We start from the raw sequence: 22983 nt of genomic DNA on the forward strand, positions 1-22983 counted from the left end.
GTGCGACGATGACATGGGACATTATATTTGTTATCAGTGTTGTTGGACTCATGATGATCGGGCTTATTTTAGAAGTGGCGCGTCCCGATTTAATTGTGTTCACAGCGCTTGTCGTATTATTACTTTCAGGAATTATTACTCCTGATCAAGCACTACAAGGCTTTGCGAATGAAGGCATGATGACAGTTGCCTTGCTTTTTGTGATTGCAGGTGCGATCCAAAGAAGTGGGATATTCAATCGCTTGTTGACCTCTGTTTTAGGACGAAAGGGAAAGGGACAGTTATCCCTATTGCGCATGATGCTTCCAGTCTCAGTGCTTTCAGCTTTTCTAAATAACACACCGATTGTTGCCACTCTAACACCAGTAGTGCGGAAATGGTGCGAGGACCATGGGATATCGCCATCCAAATTTTTGATTCCCTTATCCTACGCGACGATATTGGGCGGTATGATCACGATTATGGGAACGTCTACGACGCTGGTCGTCCATGGATTGTTGCTTAAGAATAACGCCGAGGGCTTTTCTTTTTTTCAGCTTGCCATCGTCGGAATACCCACTACTATTATAGGAATACTGTATCTTGTGTCTATTGGGTATAAGCTCTTGCCTAGACGGACAGGTGAAGCACGAAATGAAGAGAATAATACAAAGGATTACTTGGCTGAGCTTGTTGTTGAAGCGAATTATCCCTTTCTCAATCAAACCGTTGAACAGGCTGGACTTCGGCAATTAAGTGGTCTCTTTCTTATTGAGATTATTCGTGAGACAGAGAGGATTTCCCCTGTGAAATCCTCAAGTCTTATCAAGCAAGGAGATCGCCTTATTTTTACAGGGGATGTGTCAACCATTGCAGAGCTACAAAATACTAAAGGGCTCAGTCTCGATCCTGCGCATGATATTTCGATTGAAGACATGATTAATGGCAATAATCAAGTGATCGAAGTTGTTATTTCACATCACTCCTCTCTTATTGGGAAAACTGTTAAGCATGTTAATTTTAGAAGTAAATATGATGGTGCGGTGATCGCCGTGCATAGACATAGAGAGCGAATCCATGGGAAAATCGGCAATATAATCTTGCGACCGGGTGATACGTTATTGATATTAGCAGGTTCTGACTTTTTGGTTAGGCAGGATATTATGAATGACTTTTATGTGGTCACACCTGTTAAAAGTCCTTTTATCTCTAAGTCACATATTCAAAAGGGTTGGCTGACGCTTGGAACATTGCTACTCATGATTCTGCTTGTCTCCTTCCAAGTGATTTCCATGTTTAAAGCAATGTGTCTGGAGGTCATTCTTCTTCTCATTTTAAGGATTGTGACGATTGCAGAGGCACAGCGTTCCCTGCAATTTAATGTTCTGCTGATCATAGCTTCAGCGTTTGGTGTGGGAGCAGCGATCAAGGCATCGGGGACAGCTGATTGGATCGCTTCAGGTCTCATTCATTTTGGTCAACCGTTAGGAACACTAGCCATTTTATTTATCATTTATTTGTTAACCAATATTTTTACTGAACTCATCACCAATAATGCCGCCGCGGTCATGATGTTCCCTATCGCTATGTCTGTTGCCCATTCCTTGGGTTTAAGTGAGGTTGCACTTGCCGTTATTATTACCATTGCTGCTTCAGCAAGCTTTGTCACACCCATCGGTTATCAAACCAATCTCATCGTCTATGGTCCGGGAGGTTACCGCTTCAAGGATTACTTTAAAGTTGGTGTTCCGCTGAGCTTTTTGGTCATGGTGACTACAGTGTTGATTGTTAAATTTGTATGGATAGGATGATGAATATGTCAGAAAATATAGTATGGCACAATGCCAAGGTCTCTAAAGAAGATCGTCGGAAGCTAAACGGGCATAAAAGTGCAATTTTATGGTTTACTGGACTGTCAGGAGCGGGAAAATCTACCGTCTCCGTTGAAGTGGAGAAAAAGCTCCATCAAATGGGGATTCGCACCTATGTATTAGATGGCGATAACATTCGTCATGGGCTGAATAAAAATTTAGGCTTTACACCGGAAGATCGCAAAGAAAACATTCGTCGCATCGGCGAAGTGTCCAAATTATTTGTGGATGCCGGAGTCTTTACATTAACTGCTTTTATCTCTCCCTATCAAGAGGATCGCGATATGGTCCGTGAGATGGTGGAACAAAACGAATTTATAGAGATCTATGTTCAATGTGATATTGAAGAATGTGAAAAAAGAGATCCTAAGGGTCTATATGCTAAAGCGAGAAAAGGAGAAATAAAAAATTTCACAGGCATTGATGCCCCTTATGAGGCTCCCGATCATCCTGAGCTTATTATCGAAAATGACCGGCAAAGCATTGAAGCCTCCGCAGATCAAGTGATCGATTATCTTAAAGAGAAAGGATACATTGATCAATGAGTAAGCAATCCGCTCTCTCCTCTATTGCTTGGCAGCCTGTGCTTGACGCAGCCTTCCAAGCTGGTGAGGCCATTTTAAAGGTTTACGACACAGATTTTGAAGTGACCCATAAGGCGGATGATTCCCCCTTAACCCGTGCCGATCAATGCGCTCATAACATTTTGGTTAAGAAATTGCAGGAGCATTATCCGACGCTTCCTGTTCTGAGTGAAGAAGGTCAGACCATTGCTTATGAGGATAGAATGCAATGGGAGAGGTTTTGGTGCATTGATCCCTTAGATGGGACGAAGGAATTTGTCAAACGCAATGGAGAATTCACGGTTAATATTGCCTTAATAGAGGGAACCCGTCCGATCCTTGGCGTGATTTACGCACCGGTTCTCGATATCATGTATATTGGGGACCGCCAAAAAGGGGCTTATAAAATCGAAAATTTTAAAAGTCTGTGGCAGAATGCTTCTATAGCTGTTGAGACTGTGGGACAGCGCCTGCCTTATCATACAAATGAGATTTACACCGTTGTGGCGAGTCGCTCGCATATGTCTAAAGAAACAGAAGCATTTATTGTGGCAGCAAGGCAAAAGCATAAAGCCGTCAAAAGGCTATCAGCGGGCAGCTCCTTAAAGCTCTGTCTAGTGGCTGAAGGCAAAGCCGATGCTTATCCGCGCTATGCGCCAACCATGGAATGGGATACCGCTGCAGGCCAAGCAATTGTTGAAGCAGCAGGAGGCCACGTGACCATTTATGAAAGCACAGCACCTCTCCAGTATAATAAGGAAGATTTACATAATCCGTGGTTTTTGGTGGAGAAAAATTAGAAATGATCATAAGAATCCTGTCAAAGGCTATCCATTCGGGTAGCTTTTTTTGTATTGCCAGAATCTATAACTTTGCAGAAGTCCTTATAAGTGTACCTTTGGCTTTCGACACTTAGGCTTGGTGACACCCATGTGGTGTGATTTGAAAAATCGTATCAGGCCGTGCTTAGCGAAGCGGTGAAATATGGCCATGTTTTCTAATTGCGTTATTATACAATGGCATCCATTATGTAGAAATATGTAATAATTTATCTAAAAAAGTAGAATTATAGCTTTAAAAAAGTAAAACTATGGTAAAATGTTTAAGTAATTTATTTTAATAGAATGGATTATATTTCCAAATTATTAATAGAAAAGGAGCTGTACAATTGTGAAGTTCGGAAAGCTAATCGTTTTATCTGTGGTTTTACTTGTTTGCTTTTCAATGATTCCTTATTACGTCAGTGCTGATACGGATGTTTCAGTAAGCGAAAACACAGGAATACAGAAAGCACAAGTCTCTACAAGTGGAGAAATAGGACAAGTTAAGGTCTATAAATCACCACAAGCAGACAGTGAGGTTGTAACAATACTTCAACCATCTACTGAAGTTTCAGTATTAGAAAGAGGTTCTGAATATACTCAAGTCAGTTATTTTGATCAAAAATCAAATACAAATTTGACAGGATATATTGAGAATGAATTTTTAACCGATATCCCTAATAAAAAGGATGCTAAAGAAAGTGATAGTGGCAAACCGCAGTCAATAGATAATGATCAGGAGAGTGCTGGCGAGAGTAGTAATGTGCAACAGGATGAAGCAAAAAAAGAGGATTCTAAGCAAAATAAGTCAGATGCCTTATCAGAAGGGCAAAAAAAGGATAGTATAAAGCAGTCCGATCAAAAGGATCAACAAAATGAAAAGCAGCAACAAGAACAACCTAAAGCTGATGAAAAGATTGTTCAACCCAAGAAAATGTTGACTAACAATGTCCAAAGTACGACGACATATCATGGTGTTGCATTGAAGTCTCCTACAAAAGTTTTTGAAACCGATTCTACTGCTTCATCGGTTTTAAAGCAATATACTAAAGGGTCTATTCTAAAATATAAGTCATATTCTGATGATTGGTACGTGTGTACAGTTATCTTGAACAACAAGGCACACACCGGTTACATAAAAAAGAGCGATGTTGACAATAGTGCTTCTCCACAAAAAAATCTACAAGGCATCGGGACAAAGAGTCTGACAAAAGTATATGAAAAAGCCTCAACAGGAGCTAAAGTGCTTAAAAGCTATGCACAAGGGTCGACATTACAATATAAAACCTTTACTTCCAATTGGTACGAATGCACAGTATATATCAAAGGGAAAGCACACACCGGCTATATAAATAAGAATGATGTCGAGGTGCCAACAGCAACACAGAAAAATCTACGAGGCATCGGGACAAAGAGTCCGACAAAAGTATACGCCAAAGCCTCAACAGGAGCTAAAGTGCTTAAAAGCTATGCACAAGGCTCGACATTACAATATAAAACCTTTACTTCCAATTGGTACGAATGCACAGTATATATCAAAGGGAAAGCACACACCGGTTATATAAATAAGAATGATGTCGNGCACACCGGTTATATAAATAAGAATGATGTCGAGGTGCCAACAACAACACAGAAAAACTTACGCGGGATCGGGACAAAGAGTCCGACAAAAGTATATGAAAAAGCCTCAACAGGAGCCAAAGTGCTTAAAAGTTACTCCAAAGGATCTATACTAAAATATAAGACTTATACCTCTGATTGGTATGAATGTACCGTCTATTTAAAAGGGAAAGCGACGACCGGTTATATTAAAACGAGCACAGTGGAAAATGCCGTTTCAAATCAAAAAGCTATTACAGGGAGTCCTATAAAGACTGTCAAGCATGTATATGCCAAAGCTTCAACATCTTCAAAGATTTTAAAGACGTATAGCAAGGGAGCTGTTCTCAAATATAAGACCTTTACCTCTGACTGGTATGAATGCACAGTATATTTAAATGGAAAACCGACGACTGGATATATCTATGCAAAAGCAGATCCTGATCAAGATCAAGGGATTAAAGGCAAGACGATTGTCCTTGATCCTGGGCATGGTGGCAACGATCCTGGTGCTACAGGTGTTGATGGGACAAGAGAAAAAACTATTAATCTAGCGTATGCCAAAGTTGTTAAACAAGACCTTGAATCTAAAGGCGCAACAGTCATTATGACAAGGGATAAGGATGAGAACTGTAAAAAGGGCGCTACGGGATATGATGAGCTGCAATGTCGGGTAGATATTGCTAAAAAATATTCAGCTGATCTTTATATTTCAATTCATGCGAATTCATCTACTAATAGTAGTGTAACAGGCGTTGAGGTTCATTATAGTTCAAAGAACGATCCAGAATACCCAGGTGTTAATAAACACCCGAAGGAAAGTAAACTACTAGCTGAATCGATCCAAAAAGAAATTGTTCCTGCTTTGGATGAAAAGAATAGAGGCGTGATTAGTGATAATTTGTATGTCACTAGAAAGAACACTTCACCAGCAACTTTAATTGAGATTGGTTTTATATCAAATGCTTCCGAGCTTAAGCATCTAGAATCGACAACGGTTAGAAATAGATTTGCCCAAGCTTTAACAACAGCTGTAGTTAATTACTTTAATGCTATAAAATAACAAATTGAATATTGGAAAAATTGCTGTTTTACTTTCAGTTCAGCCGCTAATCTATTAATATATTAGATGTACCTGTAGAATGCTCACTCAGGGAGGGATTTAATTGAAGATAGGTAGATTAGGAGCCGCATTTTTAGCTTTGGCTTTATTGTTTTCTATCAGTCCATTTTACGCGAAAGCGAATTCGGTTGATACCGGTACAGTAACAGCTAAAACAAGTGAAAATACGGCTACCGTATATGCTCAGGAAGGGAGGGAAACCGTTGATATTACTAAGGAGGCAACTCCTGATAGTGAACTTTTAGTTTCCATTCCTTCAGAGAGCAAAGTGGCAATTTTAGACAAAGGTGAGGACTTTTCGCAAGTCAGTTACACTGATCCTAAGACGACAAAGACTTGGACAGGGTACATAAATAATGTAACTTTGGTTCAGCCGTCTGGAGATACCGATTCCGAGGCTAATAGGGATACAGCTCAGAAGGATGATGCCTCAGATGCCTCTGTAAAAGACAGTGACACGAATCAATCACAATCGGATGCCACCACGGATGATGATCAGTCACAAGATGATCAAGGTACAACAACATCTAGTGACAATCAAGATCAAAGTAGTGATAAGAGTCAACAAGTAACACCGAGTGATTCTTCAGCCGATGATCAGCAAGCCACTCATGATGACTCGAAAGCAGATACTGATCAAAGTGAAAAGGAAAGTACTCCTGGTACACAAGAAGACAGCAAGGCGACTCAGCAAGTAAAAATTATGAAGGCGAATGTGGCAACAACCACACTTCATGGTATTGCCTTAAAGTCTAAAACAAATGTGTATGAAAAGACGTCGACAGGATCAAAAGTTTTAAAGTCGTATCCGCAGGGTTCGGTTTTAAAGTATGAGTCTTATTCTTCTGATTGGTACCGATGTACGGTCATAATTAATGGCACGGCACGTACAGGTTATATTAAAAAAGGTGACGTGGAAAATGAAGTAAGTAAGCAGGAAACGTTGCATGGAGTAGGCTTAAAAAGTCCAACAAAGGTCTATTCAAAGGCTTCTACCGGCTCAAGTGTACTAAAAAGCTATGCTCAAGGAAGCACACTTAAGTATAAAACTCTCACGTCAGGTTGGTACGAATGTACAGTCATAATTAATAACAAGGCACATACGGGTTATATTAAAAAAAGTGATGTGGAAAATGTTGTAACAAGCCAACAAACCCTTCATGGTGTTGGTGTAAAAAGTCCAACAAAAGTTTATTCTAAAGCTTCAACAAATTCCACAGTGTTAAAGAGTTATGCCAAAGGGAGTGTTTTAAAATATAAATCCTTTACTTCCGATTGGTATGAATGTACTGTTTATGTTAATGGCAAGGCGACTAAAGGCTACATTCAGAAAAGTGATGTGGAGAATAGCGTAACAAAGAAAGAAACGCTGCATGGTGCTGCTTTGAAAAACCCAACGAAGGTTTATTCAGATGCTTCGACCAGTTCCACAGCGTTAAAGAGTTATGCCAAAGGAAGTGTTCTAAAATATAAAACTTTCACTTCTAATTGGTATGAATGTACTATTTATGTAAATGGTAAGAAAACAACAGGGTACATTAACAAAAGTGATGTAGAGAACAGCGTAACAAAGCAAGAAACTTTCCAAGGGGTTGGTTTGAATAGCCCCACAAAGGTTTATTCAGATGCTTCAACAAGTGCTAAAGCCTTAAAGAGTTACGCTCAAGGAAGTGTTTTAAAATATAAAACTTTCACTTCCGATTGGTATGAATGCACTGTTTATATCAATGGTAAGGCAACGACAGGATATATTAAAAAAAGTACTGTAGAAAATATTGTAGCAAAGCAAGAAACATTGCATGGAATAGGTTTAAAAAGTCCAACAAAGGTCTATTCTAAAGCTTCAACCGGTTCTAAAGTTTTAAAGAGCTACGCGAAAGGCACTTCTCTAAAATATAAAACTTTTACCTCCAATTGGTATGAGTGTACGGTTATAATAAACGGAAAATCAGTTACTGGATATTTTAAGAAGTCAGATGTTGGACAGCAAATTAATACATCTTATGGGGTTTCTTTGTCTGATGCTATTGCTATGGAAATGGATGTGAATCCAAAGGCAGATGGTCTAGGTCAGGTTGATGCAACCGCTGATCAAGTAGCCTATTATCTGAACCCTGACAATTTTGCTAGAGGTACTCAAGAATATTTTCAATTCTTGATTCTTTCCACTTATTCTGGAACAACTGCTTCTGAATTAGATGCTAAGTTTTTAAAAGGTAAAGGAGTTCTGGAAGGAACAGGACAATATTTCATTGAGGCGGCGAAAAAATACAATATTAATGAGCTTTATCTCATTAGCCACGCCCTTTTGGAAACTGGTAACGGGACTAGTAATCTTGCTAAAGGTATAGTAGTTAATGGAAAAAAAGTCTATAATATGTATGGTATCAATGCCACAGACGGGAATGCTGACAAAAATGGATCTGCATATGCTGCTTCACAGGGATGGACGTCCATAGAAAAGGCCATCGTCGGTGGTGCACAATTTGTATCTGAAAATTATATTCATAATGGACAAGATACCTTATATAAAATGCGTTGGAATCCAGAGTCGTTGGTTAATAATGGCTATGCTTCACACCAGTATGCGACAGATGTAGGTTGGGCAGTAAAACAAACATATGATTTAGCACAAATGTATGCTCAGTTAACCACGTTTACTTTAGCTTACGACTTACCAAGCTTTTCGGATGATACAGTAGTTCTTTATAAGGTTACGGGCATAACCTCCTCTCTAAATGTCAGAAGTAGTCCATCAACAGCAAGTACTTCTAACGTTATTGGAAGTCTTAAGAATGGAGATATTGTTTCTGCTGTAATAAGTAATGGCAAGTCTGTAACAAAATCCAGTGAAGGTATCACATGGTATGAGATAGAATATAACGGTCAAAAAGGGTGGGTTTCAAGCGAATACCTTAGTAAACAGTAATTATTAATTTATAACCATTGCAGTTATCTATGGCTGCAATGGTTATTTTATTATTCGATTCAACTACTTTATAATTTTTATACCAGATTTTATGTTATAGGAAAGTCTTTTATCCATATATTTGAAATTAGGAAAATTTCAATTCAAAGTATTTTATGCTAGAATTAGTTCATATTTTTTAATGAATGGCTAGAATTTATATCGTTTTATATCTTGTAATTGTGAAAAAAATTAAAGCATTAAAATATTACGTTTGAGGTGTTTGGTAATATTATGAAAAAGGTTGCAGTATTTGGAGCTTGTCCATCGAGGGATATTTTTAACAGTAAATTCATAAAAAATTACAAGAACTTATATGAGTGTGTTGCTACTATATGGCAAACTTCAATTATTAGTTTTATGTCTGAAGAAATAGTGATGGAAGAAGATTTAAGAGAATTTACAATGAAAGTCTCAAAGCTGCAAAAAAATACAACTATTAGAGACAGGGAAAAATCATATAGAAAAGAACTTATTGACCTACAACCAGATTATATTCTTTTAGATTTATACACGGATGTAAAATATGGAGTGGTTAAGACAGATCATGGTTATCTTACAAATAATCCTAATGGATTTAGAAAGACGGTTTATTTTAAAAATAAACAATATAATAAATCTTTAAATATATTTAGGGATAATGAATATTTGGATTTATTTTATGAGAAATTTTCTATGTTTATGGATTGGGTTAAGAAGTACATTCCAGATTGTATAGTGATTATCAATGGTTTCAATCAATCCTATTCATATTTAAATAAAGAAAATTATCCAATAAATTTCAGTCCGAATATTTGCAAAATTGTCGCCAAGGATAATATGATGTATAATAAAATTTATTCGCAATTGACTTCAATTTATGATGTTTATTTAATAGATATGAGAAATCAAACGTATTTTGGAAAAATTGATCATATTTATGGGAATAAACCGTGGCATTTTTCCCAACAGTATTATGATGATTTATATAAAAAATTTAATGAAGTTGTATTGGAGAATGAATTTAATAAAAAAAAATCTTTTGTAAATCCTTTATCGAGTATCATGAAAACGTTGCGTGGGTCAAATTAAAATAATATATTAGGGAAGTCTAATGGACTTCTCTAATTATTGTGGAATAAAAAGGTGATTACCTTTTGTTTTATGTAAATATTTGTATGGAACTATTTTGTAACAAGAAAATAATTGGAGTTAAATAAAACCATACTATATAATAATTGTGATTGATTTTAATCTGTAATAAAAGCTTTAATATTTATTTTGAGGTGACACCTGATGGTTGTTCAGTACATAAAAAAAATTCGTAATCAGTTATTAAGAAAAAGTAGAGTGAAATTAAAACAGTGCATAAATGTATATCAAAATGATGAAGACTTGTATATAAGTGGTTTGTTAAGTAACACAAATTATAAAGTAAAAGAGCTTCGGTTTGTTTCTCGATTTGATAATCAAGTAATAAAAGTCAATTCAGCACAGCAGGATTCAACTTTTAATTTTAAAGTTCCGGTTGATATCTTCCCAGAATTTCAAAATGGTGCAGAACAATTATATAATTTATTTTTGTATGTCAATGTACCTAAGAGTATATTCAGTGAAGCAAAAGGTGATAAGCTTGAAGCCAACGCTGAGAAAGTTATTGAGGATAACGGAGAAAAGTATTTAGAGTACCCAATAAGGCTGGGAAGATTTGAAAACACCAAGACGAGTGAATTTAAATTGATAGAGAAAAATGGCTTGAGTTGTACTTTGTATATAACAAATAAAGGGAATATCTCATTTGCTATTAATCATGAACTAAAGCCAAACATAAAACTTAATTTAAGTTATTTGCATACTAAAAATCATAATATAGACTTTGGTGGAATAGTGTATTCAAAAAACTCTAAAATTTGTGCTGCTGAGTTATCTATTATTGGAAGAGAATCGAATATTGAAATTAAGTCGCCAATTTCTCTAGAATTTTCAAAAGAAGAAACACAAAAAAAGTATGGACTTAATCGATATACTTATCATGTGAATCTTGACTTAAATGATGTATTTAGAAATGAACAACTTAATGAAGACGTTTATGATGTTTATTTGCTCATTAAATTAAACGATTATGAAGAAATTAAAAGGATTAGGGTAGGTAAACCGACATTTAGGGGAAAGTATAAAACAAAAGGGATCAGTGCGGTTAGAGATAATGAAATTTTGGCAGTAAGCCCTTATTATACGATTAAACATTTTAATTTATCCTTACAGGTAGATTCATTTGAACCCAGTGCTTACTTTTATCTAAGAAAACTTATGAAGTGGTATTGGGTATTTAGGCCTTTTTATCGTCAAAAAGATATATGGATTATTGGTGAAAGACCATATAAGGCTCAGGATACAGGATTTCACTTTTTTAAATATATAAGGGAAAAGCATCCTAACAGAAGAGCCTATTATGTGTTAAAAGAGGATTCACCTGAAATAAAAAACGTTAAAAAGTATGGAAATATACTGGTTTATAAATCAAAAAAACATATTAAATACACACTGATGGCAACAAAGATAGTCGGTTCTCACCATCCAGATTATCTTTATCCTCTAAGGACGAATGAGTTTAATAAAAAAGTAAAGGCAGCGAGAGTTTTCTTACAACATGGGGTTATTGGAACAAAGAATACAGTTCATTTTTATGGAAAGGGATCTCCAAGTTTCGATACAGATTTATTTTTAGTCAGTTCGGATTACGAAAAGGAAATTATTGTTAATGATTTTGGCTATGATCCAAGTGAAGTAAAAGTCACGGGACTTTCTAGGTTTGATGCATTATTGGCAAATGATGTCCCGTTAAAAAGACAGCTTCTTATTATTCCTACTTGGAGAGAGTGGTTAGTTAACGAGAATCAATTTCTTGAAAGTGAGTACTTTGAAAGTTATACAACTTTAGTACATCACCCCAGATTAAATCAATTAGCTAAATCATATAATTTTGATATTGTTTTTTGTTTACATCCTAATATGCAACAATTTACAAACTACTTCAAAGATGCTCCTGTTAGAGTCATTAGTCAGGGAGAAGTTGATGTGCAATTGTTGCTAAAAGAAAGTGCCATGATGATTACTGACTATTCAAGTGTTGCTTTTGATTTTAGTTTTTTAACAAAGCCAATTGTTTATTATCAGTTTGATCGAGGGCGTTTTATTGGAAAACGAGGTTCACATTTAGATTTAGATAATGACTTACCTGGTGATATTGTATATGATGTTGACCATATTTTAGATTTAGTTGAAAAGTATGCTCAAACAGATTTTAAAATGAAAAAAGACAATGAAACTAGAGCAGCAAAATTTCTAAAATATAGGGACTTAAAATCATCAGAGAGAATTTATAAAGAAGTCTCTAACGCTAAAAGGAAAATTAATTATAAATCCTTGTATAATAATGAGCGGACACGACAGCTTTATAAACGTTTTAGAAAAAGTAGATACTATTTCCCAACCATGAAAAGAATTTATAATATAGCTAAGAGAATTTTACCAGTTGATAACAGTTTAATTGTGTTTGAAAGTGGCGTTGGAAAGCAGTATTCAGATAGCCCACGTTACATTTATGAGGAAATAGTTAGAAGAAATCTGAATTATAAAATTGTGTGGGTTTGTAATAAAAAGGTTCGTTTTCCTAACAAAAAGACAAAACGTATAAAAAGACTAAGTCCATATTATTATTACTATCTATCTAGAGCTAAAATATGGGTCAATAATCAGAATTTCCCTACCTATATCATTAAAAGGCCACAGACAACTTATCTCCAAACTTGGCATGGGACACCGTTGAAAAAAATGTTGTTTGATATCGAACAAGTTCAAGGTAGAAGTGAGGATTATGTGGAGAGGGTTTATAATGCTACAAAGACATGGGATTATTTAATTTCTCCCAGTCCTTTTGCTACGCAGGCATTTAAAAGTGCATTTAAATATCAAGGAAATATACTGGAAACAGGATATCCTAGAAATGATATCTTTTATAAAGAAGAGAGACATGATATTGCTTTAAGAGTAAAAAATCGTTTGAATCTCCCTAGGGATAAAAAGATTATAGTATACGCCCCTACATTTCGTGATAATCAGACGTCAAATAAAAATAAATTTTTATTTGATATCAATATGGATCTTTATCAAATGAAGGAACAATTAGGAGAAGAATATATCATTTTACTTCGCATGCATGTCGCAATAAGTAATAAGCTAAAAATCGAAGAAGAATTGCAGGATTTTGCCTTTAATGTTTCAAGCTATTCCGATATGCAAGAATTACTTCTTATTGCTGATATCCTTATTACAGATTATTCATCAGTAATGTTTGATTTTGCGAATACGAAAAAGCCTATTCTTTATTACACATATGATTTGGAAATTTACAGAGATCAAGTAAGAGGCTTCTATTTAAATTTTGAACAGGAGGCCCCTGGACCATTTATGAAAAACACGGAAGATATTATTCAAAATGTATTAAATATTGATAGTGTTAATAAGGCATACCATGATAAGTATAAAGCTTTTTACAATAAGTATTGCCTATTGGAAGATGGACAAGCGAGTCAAAGAATTGTGGATAAATTATTCATGTAATAGTGTGGAAATAAATAACATCTTTCATTATTTGAATGTCTGAATAAATAGCCCTATAATTAATTTTAGAATTGATAACTGATCTATCACAAAAAGTTTTGAATACATTAATCAATATAAGGAGTTATAATTATGAAAAAGGTTCTAACATATGGAACATACGATTTACTCCACTATGGTCATATAAATTTATTGAAAAGAGCAAGAGACTTAGGTGATTATTTAATTGTTGGTCTTTCTACAGATGAATTCAATGCTAGCAAACATAAAGAAGCTTATCACAGTTATGAGAATCGCAAGCTTATTTTGGAAGCTATTCGTTATGTTGATGAAGTAATCCCTGAGAACAACTGGGAGCAAAAAATTGATGATGTTATCAATAATAATGTGGATATCTTTGTCATGGGTGATGATTGGGAAGGAAAATTTGATTTTCTAAAAGATTACTGTGAAGTGGTTTATTTACCACGTACGGTAGGGGTTTCCACTACAAAGATAAAAACTGACTTATTTGCAGGAGATAAACAGAGTTGAATTATCCATGAATGCTTAATGTACAGTGTAAAGAAAAGCTATACAAAACGGAATTGTTAGTATAAGTATTAATATCTTTTCCTAACTTTCCTTTAGCATATAGAAAGAAAAATTAGTGTGACTGTAAAACTTTCAGAGTTTTTTTGAAGGGTTAGCCAGTAAAATAGGATTTCAGCTATACAGCTAACTATCACCCGTTCTGAGATGTCCCTTTAAGTTAGAGTATTTGTTAAAAAGGGTTCGTTGTTAAATGTGGTGTACCCACATGCTCTATTGGAGATCCTCGGCTTACTGAAATGCTGAGGATCTTATGGCTTGCCTGAATAAGATCTTCTTGCGGAATCTCTTGAAACTAATTATTAAACGTTTAACACCCTTCGTAAACAGGGCTAAATGGGAGTGTTCAACTTCATTGAACCACGCTTCAAATCCCTACCTAGCTGTATAGAAATCGCTTGTTTTAAACCAATTGTTTAAAGCATTTTTAAGTGTGTATAGGCTTCCGTCAGATCCGTATGCAAGTTCAGAATCTCTTACAGTCTTTCTTGGCTTTTTTCATCTAACTTCGCAAGATCCATCCACAGTAATTTCTTACTACGTTTGGTGTGGAGTTGATGTTTTTTGAATGTCTGCTGTACATCCCTTCGTATGGTGTCCAATGCCAACAGTCTTGTAGTATAAAATGGAATCGATCCGCTATAATAAACGGCTTATCAAATACCGACTGCACCGCTTTTTTTAAAAGTCTTAGACATTATCCATAACGACAATTTCCACGCGGTTTGAGTCACAACTTTTAAAGTATTTTTCTAGCGTCTCGACACGCCGATTAGGAAACACTTCAATCATTTCCTTTTCTCCACATCCACAATAATCCTTTGGAATGTGGTCTTATCTGCATCTCTCTTCGGAGGGATAACTTCACTGGGGTTCTTCGATCAAACGTCAACGGATACGTTGCACTCGGTAACTGTGTACCTTTTTCGTTTTTGACTTGCATCTTTGACACATCATTTTTCTCAACCTTGTACTGAGCTCAACTAAAAAACCTTGCTCCGTTTGCTCAACGTGTTCAATCTCAACATACCATTCTTTTGCTCCTAGAAGTTCTGTGATAAAATTTGTAAACACTTATATTCTCTCTTTATCTCCTTTTTTCGCAAATTGGTTACCAGATAAAAGAATATGGAGTATTTTTTTAAAACAAAAGTAAACCTTGGTCTGTAAAGGCTCGCCACCGCATATTGTAGAGCTTAGATTCTTCACTATATTTAGCATAAAAATTCCCCAAAAACTAGATTTCCAGCTCTAACTATCGGGGATGACAGAGTTTGGTACAGTTTGTTTCATTTAGAAATTCCCTATTATAAAGGAAGTTTCATTTTAAAATATACTCCATATCAAAAATTGAAACCAAGGTATTAGTATAGATATAAAGAAATGTTCAAAATCTATATAACATATTTTTCTAATTCCCCTCATTTGATATTATATGTGTTATAATGTCAAATGGCATAGGCTTTTTATTTAAAAGCAACCTGAGTTTTATTTTTTAGTAACAAAATGATTTTTTAGGGGTGAGTTAACATTAGTATGCTAATACCATATATATCCGTAATATTACCAATATATAACGTTAAAAAATATATAAATGAAGCTTTTGATTCTTTAATTAATCAAACCATAGGTTTTAATCATTTAGAAATTATAATGATAAATGATTGCTCTACAGACGGTACAAGTGAAATCATAGAAAGGTATAGAGAAAAATTTAATAATGTTAAAGTTATAAATATGGAAAAAAATTCAGGAGCACCAGGGAGGCCACGAAACATTGGAATCCAAGAAGCAACAGGAAAGTATATAATTTTTTTAGATCCTGATGATTATCTTCCAATTAATGCATATAAATTATTGTATGATACTGCTGAACACTGGAATTCTGATTTTGTAATGGGAAAAATGGAAAGTTTTAACGATAGTGACCCAAAAAGAAAAACATGGCATCATATAACGTTTCGCGACCATTTATTAAAAAAGAGCTATTATAATGTGTCTATTGATGAAGTACCTTTTTTTTACAAGTTAAGACAGCAGTATACCTTAAACTTGTTAAAACATCTTTTGCAAGAAGAAATGGTTTGAAATTCATTGAAGGTATGAAAAATGGCGAAGACAAATTTTATGATATGCAGTTGTTTACATCGGCAAAAAAATTTTGTTATATACCAGAAACTGTTTATATGTATCGTACTAGGGATGATAATGATAATCTTTCAATGACACAACAAGATATGGAATCAACGATTTTAAATGATTGTAAAGCTGCAAATTTAGTAAAGAATCTATTGACAAAAGATCAATTTGAAATGTTCCAAATAAATGCTATGCGTTCTATATTGTGGAAACTTATTGATCCCTCATTTAATTCTCTTCCATTATCTAAAAAGTTTTTTTTATTGAAGAGCATAAGACCAATTATACTAAGTTATAATCCAGAACTTATTAAGAAGTATTTTAAATTAGAATATCCGTTTATTAGCTTGCTAAGCAAAGGTTATATTGATTTAGCAAAAGAATATATTCAAATACATATCTCTAGAAAATATTGGTATTTGGAAGGGAAGAGTTTGTTAAAAATTTATAGTAAACAGCGAAAAATGTTGAATAGTCGTTCTTGGAAGATGACAAAAGTTTTACGAGTTATAAATAATAAAAAGACAAATTAAAGTGATTAATAATTACTAAGGGATAGATCTTAATGGTGGGGAATATTAAAAAGCTTAATTTAACTAAACTTAAGTTAAAAAAGAACATTATGGTAGGGAAGATATTATTAGAATTAAACAATCAACAAGATATCAGTCTAAATGCACTTGTCTTAGTTCAACGTAATGGATTGGAAGGGCAAAAATATAAGTTTCCGATTAAACTTATAAAAAAATATGGTAAAAAAAATATTTTGCAGTTTAATATAGATTTACAAAAAGTTGATTGGAAGCCCTACTACTGGGACGTGTTTGTTAGTTTATCTAATAGTAATGGTGAGGATTATGAGGAACGAGTTAAACTATCAAAATTTTTTCTAAGAATGAGAATGAATTTTTCTCCTTTTATTAAATCTGTTTCTGTTTCTGAAGAAAATCATGTTTTCCCATACTGCACGTATCATGGCTCATTTTCCCTAACCTATAAAACAAAAATGTGGTATGAATCAAAAGTTTATCAATGGAAATGGGTTCTAGCATTGCTGACCTATGTTATTTTAATGCCTTATTTAAACATGAGGAACATATGGTTGGGATTTGAAAAAAATTCAAATACAGCTCAAGATAATGGATTTACCTTTTTTAAGTATTGTTATATTGAACAAAAGCATAAAAATTTTTTCTATGTAATAAAAAAATCATCTTCAGATATGATGAAATTAAATGAATTGAAAGATAAAGTTTTGATATTTATGAGTTTTAAATATATGCTTTATTTATTGGCCTCTAGATTGCTAATTTCTTCAGAATCAAGAGCTCATATTTATGATATTAGAATAAATAGGGGTTTAATTCGTAGAATTATAAATAAAAAAAGACAGATTTTTTTACAACATGGAGTTATTGGGTTAAAAAGGGTGGATAATATTTATAAAAAGAAAAGTATTAATTCAATGAATTTATTTATTACTTCATCCCATTTTGAAAAAGAAATAATCTTAAACCATTTTGGATATGATGATCAAGAAATAGCTGTTACTGGTCTATCTCGCTGGGACAATATTGAGAATAAAGTTAAAGATAATAAAATATTAATAGTTCCGACATGGCGGTCATGGATGGATGATATATCTGGAGAGGAATTTCTTGAGACTGTTTATTATAAAAATTATTCTCAATTGGTTAATTCAAGGGCATTTTTAAGTGTGATAGAAGCAAATGATTTAAAAGTCAACTTTTTTCTTCATCCTAAGTTCGAACAATATGCGAATTTTTTTAGTATAGAAAATGATAAAGTTAATATTTTGACTTCTGGGAATGCGATCTTAAGTGAAGAAATCATGGAGTCTTCTTTATTAATAACAGATTATTCAAGTGTGGCTTGGGATATGTATTATTTAAAAAAACCAATTATTTTTTTTCAATTTGATCTTCAAAATTATCTTGATATGCAAGGAAGTTATATGAATTTTTCTAAAGAATTAATAGGGGATCAGGTATTTGATATAAAAAAACTGGTGAATATTTTGGAGATATATGCAAAAAATAAATTTGAATTTAAGGGTATTTATATGAGAAATAGAAAAAAATATATTACCTATGAAGATAGCTGTAATAATGAGCGGATTTATAAGGCTTTAATGTATTATTTAAATAATAAGTGAATTATTGTTTAGAATTAAAGGGGAGAAAAAAATGAATATAAGTTTGATTTATTTACCGAATGTATTAAATGAAGAAAATTTAACAGAGGAAATTAAAAAAATAAAAAAAAAATATCAACAATATAGTGACTTTATCCAAACTATTGTTTTAATTGATAAGGAAAAAAGTATTGATTTTAACAATAGTATTTTTACACTAAGCGAATTTGAATTAAAAGATATTAAACATAATCATATTCTATTTTTAAATAATAATATTGATTTGCCCAGTGAATTATTTGAGACTATTTCAAATATTAAAACAACAAAGGAATACGATTTTTTTCAAATAACGGATAAAGATAAAAGAAGAGATTGTATTTTTGAAAATTACAAGGAAATTACTTCTTTAAAAATGATAAATAAAAATGTTTTGAAGAAATTTCCTTTTTTAAAATTAAATAACTTAAATGAAAAAATGGTCATGAAATTATATTTTAATTTATTTATTAAAAAAATGAAATTTACCATATTAGTTTGTAGTAAATTGGGTAATTTTGTTAATGATTTTAAAGATTGCGAAATATTATTTGACATTATTAATTCGCTTGATATAAATGAAAAAAACAATTTTATGCACTTTTTCGATAAAGCTATTATATTAAAATTATTTAAAATAATAGATAGTAATGATTTCATTAATAATTTATCTTTTGAAAGCCAAAAAAAAATTTTAATGTTATTTTATCAAATTATTAAAGCAATTAATAATGAAAAAATAAAGAAATGGGGACTGAAAGGTTATATTCCTTTTATAGAAATGGTAAGAGAAAAACTATATACTGAGTCAATATACTATATTCGGATTTTAAGAGGTAAAAGATATTGGTATAATACTACAAAAGAAATTAAGAAGAAAATAAAGAATTATCCCATTGAAGAGAGTAATTCTTGGAAGATAACGGCACCTATTAGAAAATTTCGTTTGAAAGTTAAAAATCTGAAAGAAAGTGTTATCAAAATATTTATAGTGTTTATCAGTTTATTTTTTAAATTATATTATTTAAGAAAAGAAGTTTGGTTAATTAGTGAAAGAAGGGATCAGGCAGAAGATAATGGATACTACTTTTTTAAATATTGTAGAGAAAACTATCCAAAAAGAAAAATATTTTATTTAATTGATAAAGAATCAAAACAATTAGAAAAGGTTAATAAATATGGAAATATTATTTATCATTCTAGTTTTAAACACTGGATTTATATGTTAGTAGCAAGGAAATATATAAGTGCATGGGTTTTTGAGGAAACTTCGTATCCAGAGGGAAAAGTGAATTTTAAAAGGGCATTTAAGAATTTCGTTAACCAAAAACAACAGATAACTTTACAACATGGAGTGATTATTCATAATATAGCACCTTATTTATGTAAGGACATTTATAAACAACAATTGTTTATATCTAGTGCAAAAGCAGAAAAAGAAATCATTGAGAACACTTTGGGTTATAATGATAACGAAGTAGTTTTGACTGGATTAGCTCGTTTTGATAACTTACATGATTTAACAATAAAAAAACAAATATTGATTATGCCCACGTGGAGACGTTCATTATTTATGCTTAATCAGAGTGAATTTTTGATGTCAGATTACTATTATCGTTATTATAATTTAGTTCGTAATAGAGATTTTTTAAATTTGATTGAAAGGGAGAACATAGAAGTAATATTTTATATTCATAATAAAATGCAAAAATTTATTAGTAATTTCTCTTTTGAACATGAAAATATTAAATTTTTAAATAAAGAACAAATAACGTTATCTAAAGCGATAAAAGAGAGTGCTCTATTAGTAACTGATTACTCATCAGTTATGGCTGATTTTTTGTACATGGAAAAACCTACTCTATTATATCAATTTGACCCTTATAATAATCATCATGGGCCTGTAAAGGAGATACATTATGATGATTTCGGTGAAGTCGTGGATGATGAAAAAATATTAGTAAAAAAAATTGAGAAGATAGTAAAACAAAAATTTGAGTTATCAAAAAAATATTCCAAGAAGTCAAATGAATTTTTTGCCTATAAGGATAATGATAATTGTAAAAGAATTTTTAATGCTATACTTAATCTTAAGTGATAATTATCAATTTTAAAATAAGCTTTTGAATCGGAGAACGAATAAATTTTAAGTAATATTGTAAGGGAGACTTACTATGGGCTTTGAGATAGAGCATATTGATTTCAACATTGAAAAGGGTAAATTACTGATACATGGTGAAACATTTGACGATAATCCTAGTTTCATATTAAGGAAAAGACAAAGTGGGCGTGATTTTGAATTTAAATCAGAAATTAAATTAGATATCATTCGAATATCCAGGTCTAAATATACTATTGAGATCGATCTGAATTTACTACTGTTACAAAAAAATTATTTAGATGAAACCATATGGAATATATTTATGGTTAGTGGATTAAATGAACATAAAGTTCAAATTAGTGAATCTTTTAGTGTTGAAGATATGAAATACTTTTTAGATGAAAATTATATTTTAAAAATAAAACCATATGTAACTCAAGATCATAGTCTTGCATTTTTTTTAAAAAGACTTGATATTAATTTTTATACTCATAAAATCATATATGAAAATGGTATTCTAAATTTAAGGCTTAAAATAGATGGATTAGAGAAGCAGGTTCTATCGGATAAAGAAATATTTATGGAGATCAAAAAAAGAAGTCAAAAGGATTTACCCTTCCACGATGAAATAATTAAAATTAATTCAATAGAACTATTAAATGAAAGCTTTATAGATATTGTAGTTAATATTTCTGATAGGATATATTTACGAAATAATGAGATTGAACAAATTTGGGATTTTTATATTCTAGTGCGCGATGGAGCGGCAAATGAAGTTATTTATCCTATAGAAACAAAAAATTTAGAGTATAATTTTAAGTATTATCCTATAAAATCAAATTTATTTTATAGAGCAATACCATATGTTACAGGGAATAATAGAATAGCACTTTATGTTTCAAGCTCAATTAAAAGTATTATAGTAACTAAAGTTGTTGAATCTGCCCATAATATTATGTTTTATATAAGTCCAAAGTTTAAATCAGTAAGTGATAATTGGGAGCTAGTTTTAAAAAAACAGGTAAAGATGGGCAGTGGATTTGAATATTTTAATGCACAACTAATTCCATGTGAAAAAAGAAGTGATGATTTTTCGTTTATACTTGAAAAGAGTTCATTAACTAATCTTCCATTGAGAAATAATGAAACATGGGATCTTTTCATTAGATTTAAGAATAATGAAATGCAATATATTGATTCTTTAATTACGGTGACACCAGAATTTAAAGACGATTTTAGTAACTTTGTTTTTTATAATGAAAATAACAACTATAAATTAAGATTAATTCAAAATAAAAAAAGGCTCTCCCTTATTATTGATGAATATAATTGCTTAGAAAAGGATGCAATAAAGATTGCAGTGCTAGGGACTTGTTTTAGTAGAAATGCATTTAATTCCAGTAATTATTTTAATCCTGACTACAAGAGATTGTTTAATTGTGTATTTACTCAGTTTCATTCCTCTTTAATTAGTTTAGTTTCTGATAGTGTAAATTTAGATTTGAATATAATGAATGATATTAAAAGTAGCGATTTGAACTTTCTCAAAATAGATTTTGATAAAACATTTTTTGAGCATTTAAAGCGGGCTAATGCAGATTATTTTATCATTGATCTTTATCCAGATGCTTCTAAATCAGTTTTAAAATTTGGAGATAACCAATATGTTACGGGAAATTATATACTTGAAGAAAGTAAATCAGTTAGTAAACTTTCTGTTGAACAAATAATAGATCATTCTAATAATGAAGAATATTTTGATATCTGGAAAAACGCTGCTCGAAAATTCGCAAAAAGATTAAGGGAAATATTTCCGGAAGAAAATATTATTTTAAATAAAGGGAGATTTACACCTGTTTATTATGATGAAAATAGAAAGGTTAAAACATTTGGTGACCCAGATTTGATAAAGAGAAATAATTATTTTTGGGAAAAATTGGATGATTATTTTACTTATTTATTGCCTAATATTAAAACAATTGATTTAACTGACTGTGGTTTTATTGGTGATATTAATTATCCATTTGGCCTTTCTTATTCACATTATGAAAGTGGATATTATAAAGAGTATTTAAATCGTTTAACCAAATTAATTCTTCAAGATAGATTATTTTGATCAAGAACGATTATAGTTATTCTTTCTATCTTAATATTTGATTAGTTTCGTAATTATAATATAAAAAATTTAATATTTTTTTCACTATAAAAACATACACACGTTTCCTTAGAAAAATCACCGTGAAAACATTCTTGGACTGCTCCCCTAATTTTGAAATTGAGATTCATATTAGGGGTTATTATTTTGCAAAAAATTTATTTGTTTTTCTCAGTTAGTGTCAAGTAAAGTTCGCAAAAACCATCAGTACTCCGTCAAGGCTTATGCCGCTTGAAGTCGTTGTTCTTGTACCTGGCGGATGATCTTCGGGTGTATG

The 22983-nt window shown here is 32.2% G+C and carries 13 protein-coding genes; all 13 read left to right on the forward strand.

Going from position 1 to position 22983, the window contains the following annotated elements; translation table 11 throughout:
* The first annotated feature begins 8 nt into the window (after nt 1-8).
* Entirely contained in the window at nt 9-1790 is a 1782-nt protein-coding gene (locus IEW82_RS18275) for an SLC13 family permease (RefSeq protein ID WP_188698360.1), read from the forward strand.
* A complete protein-coding gene (gene cysC / locus IEW82_RS18280; RefSeq protein ID WP_188698405.1) occupies nt 1790-2395 on the forward strand; it encodes an adenylyl-sulfate kinase in 606 nt (201 codons plus the stop codon). Before IEW82_RS18275 ends, cysC begins: the two co-directional genes overlap by 1 nt.
* Nucleotides 2392-3213, forward strand: coding sequence for a 3'(2'),5'-bisphosphate nucleotidase CysQ (gene cysQ, locus IEW82_RS18285; RefSeq protein WP_188698363.1), 822 nt, complete (start codon nt 2392-2394; stop codon nt 3211-3213). Before cysC ends, cysQ begins: the two co-directional genes overlap by 4 nt.
* 955 nt (nt 3214-4168) lie before the next feature.
* Nucleotides 4169-5896, forward strand: coding sequence for an N-acetylmuramoyl-L-alanine amidase (locus IEW82_RS18290; protein ID WP_444544438.1), 1728 nt, complete (start codon nt 4169-4171; stop codon nt 5894-5896).
* A gap of 103 nt (nt 5897-5999) precedes the next feature.
* Nucleotides 6000-8885, forward strand: coding sequence for an SH3 domain-containing protein (locus IEW82_RS18295; RefSeq protein WP_188698369.1), 2886 nt, complete (start codon nt 6000-6002; stop codon nt 8883-8885).
* Between the two features lie 273 nt (nt 8886-9158).
* Nucleotides 9159-9995 carry a DUF6270 domain-containing protein gene (locus tag IEW82_RS18300; RefSeq protein WP_188698372.1) on the forward strand — a complete coding sequence of 279 codons (837 nt, stop codon included), beginning with the start codon at nt 9159-9161 and terminating at the stop codon, nt 9993-9995.
* 204 nt (nt 9996-10199) lie between these two features.
* Nucleotides 10200-13526: a CDP-glycerol glycerophosphotransferase family protein gene (locus tag IEW82_RS18305; protein WP_188698375.1), complete on the forward strand. Its 3327-nt coding sequence runs from the start codon at nt 10200-10202 to the stop codon at nt 13524-13526.
* 132 nt (nt 13527-13658) lie between these two features.
* Nucleotides 13659-14060 carry a glycerol-3-phosphate cytidylyltransferase gene (gene tagD / locus IEW82_RS18310; RefSeq protein ID WP_188698378.1) on the forward strand — a complete coding sequence of 134 codons (402 nt, stop codon included), beginning with the start codon at nt 13659-13661 and terminating at the stop codon, nt 14058-14060.
* A 1593-nt stretch (nt 14061-15653) separates the two neighbouring features.
* Nucleotides 15654-16205, forward strand: coding sequence for a glycosyltransferase family 2 protein (locus tag IEW82_RS18315; RefSeq protein WP_188698381.1), 552 nt, complete (start codon nt 15654-15656; stop codon nt 16203-16205).
* Nucleotides 16202-16789: a hypothetical protein gene (locus tag IEW82_RS18320; protein WP_188698384.1), complete on the forward strand. Its 588-nt coding sequence runs from the start codon at nt 16202-16204 to the stop codon at nt 16787-16789. Before IEW82_RS18315 ends, IEW82_RS18320 begins: the two co-directional genes overlap by 4 nt.
* Before the next feature lie 32 nt (nt 16790-16821).
* Nucleotides 16822-18432 carry a CDP-glycerol glycerophosphotransferase family protein gene (locus tag IEW82_RS18325; RefSeq protein WP_188698387.1) on the forward strand — a complete coding sequence of 537 codons (1611 nt, stop codon included), beginning with the start codon at nt 16822-16824 and terminating at the stop codon, nt 18430-18432.
* Between the two features lie 31 nt (nt 18433-18463).
* Nucleotides 18464-20548, forward strand: coding sequence for a CDP-glycerol glycerophosphotransferase family protein (locus IEW82_RS18330; protein ID WP_188698390.1), 2085 nt, complete (start codon nt 18464-18466; stop codon nt 20546-20548).
* A gap of 76 nt (nt 20549-20624) precedes the next feature.
* Nucleotides 20625-22667: a DUF6270 domain-containing protein gene (locus IEW82_RS18335; RefSeq protein WP_188698393.1), complete on the forward strand. Its 2043-nt coding sequence runs from the start codon at nt 20625-20627 to the stop codon at nt 22665-22667.
* Nucleotides 22668-22983 lie beyond the last annotated feature (316 nt).

This window comes from Pullulanibacillus camelliae (assembly GCF_014642655.1).
GTDB classification, from domain to species: domain Bacteria; phylum Bacillota; class Bacilli; order Bacillales; family Sporolactobacillaceae; genus Pullulanibacillus; species Pullulanibacillus camelliae.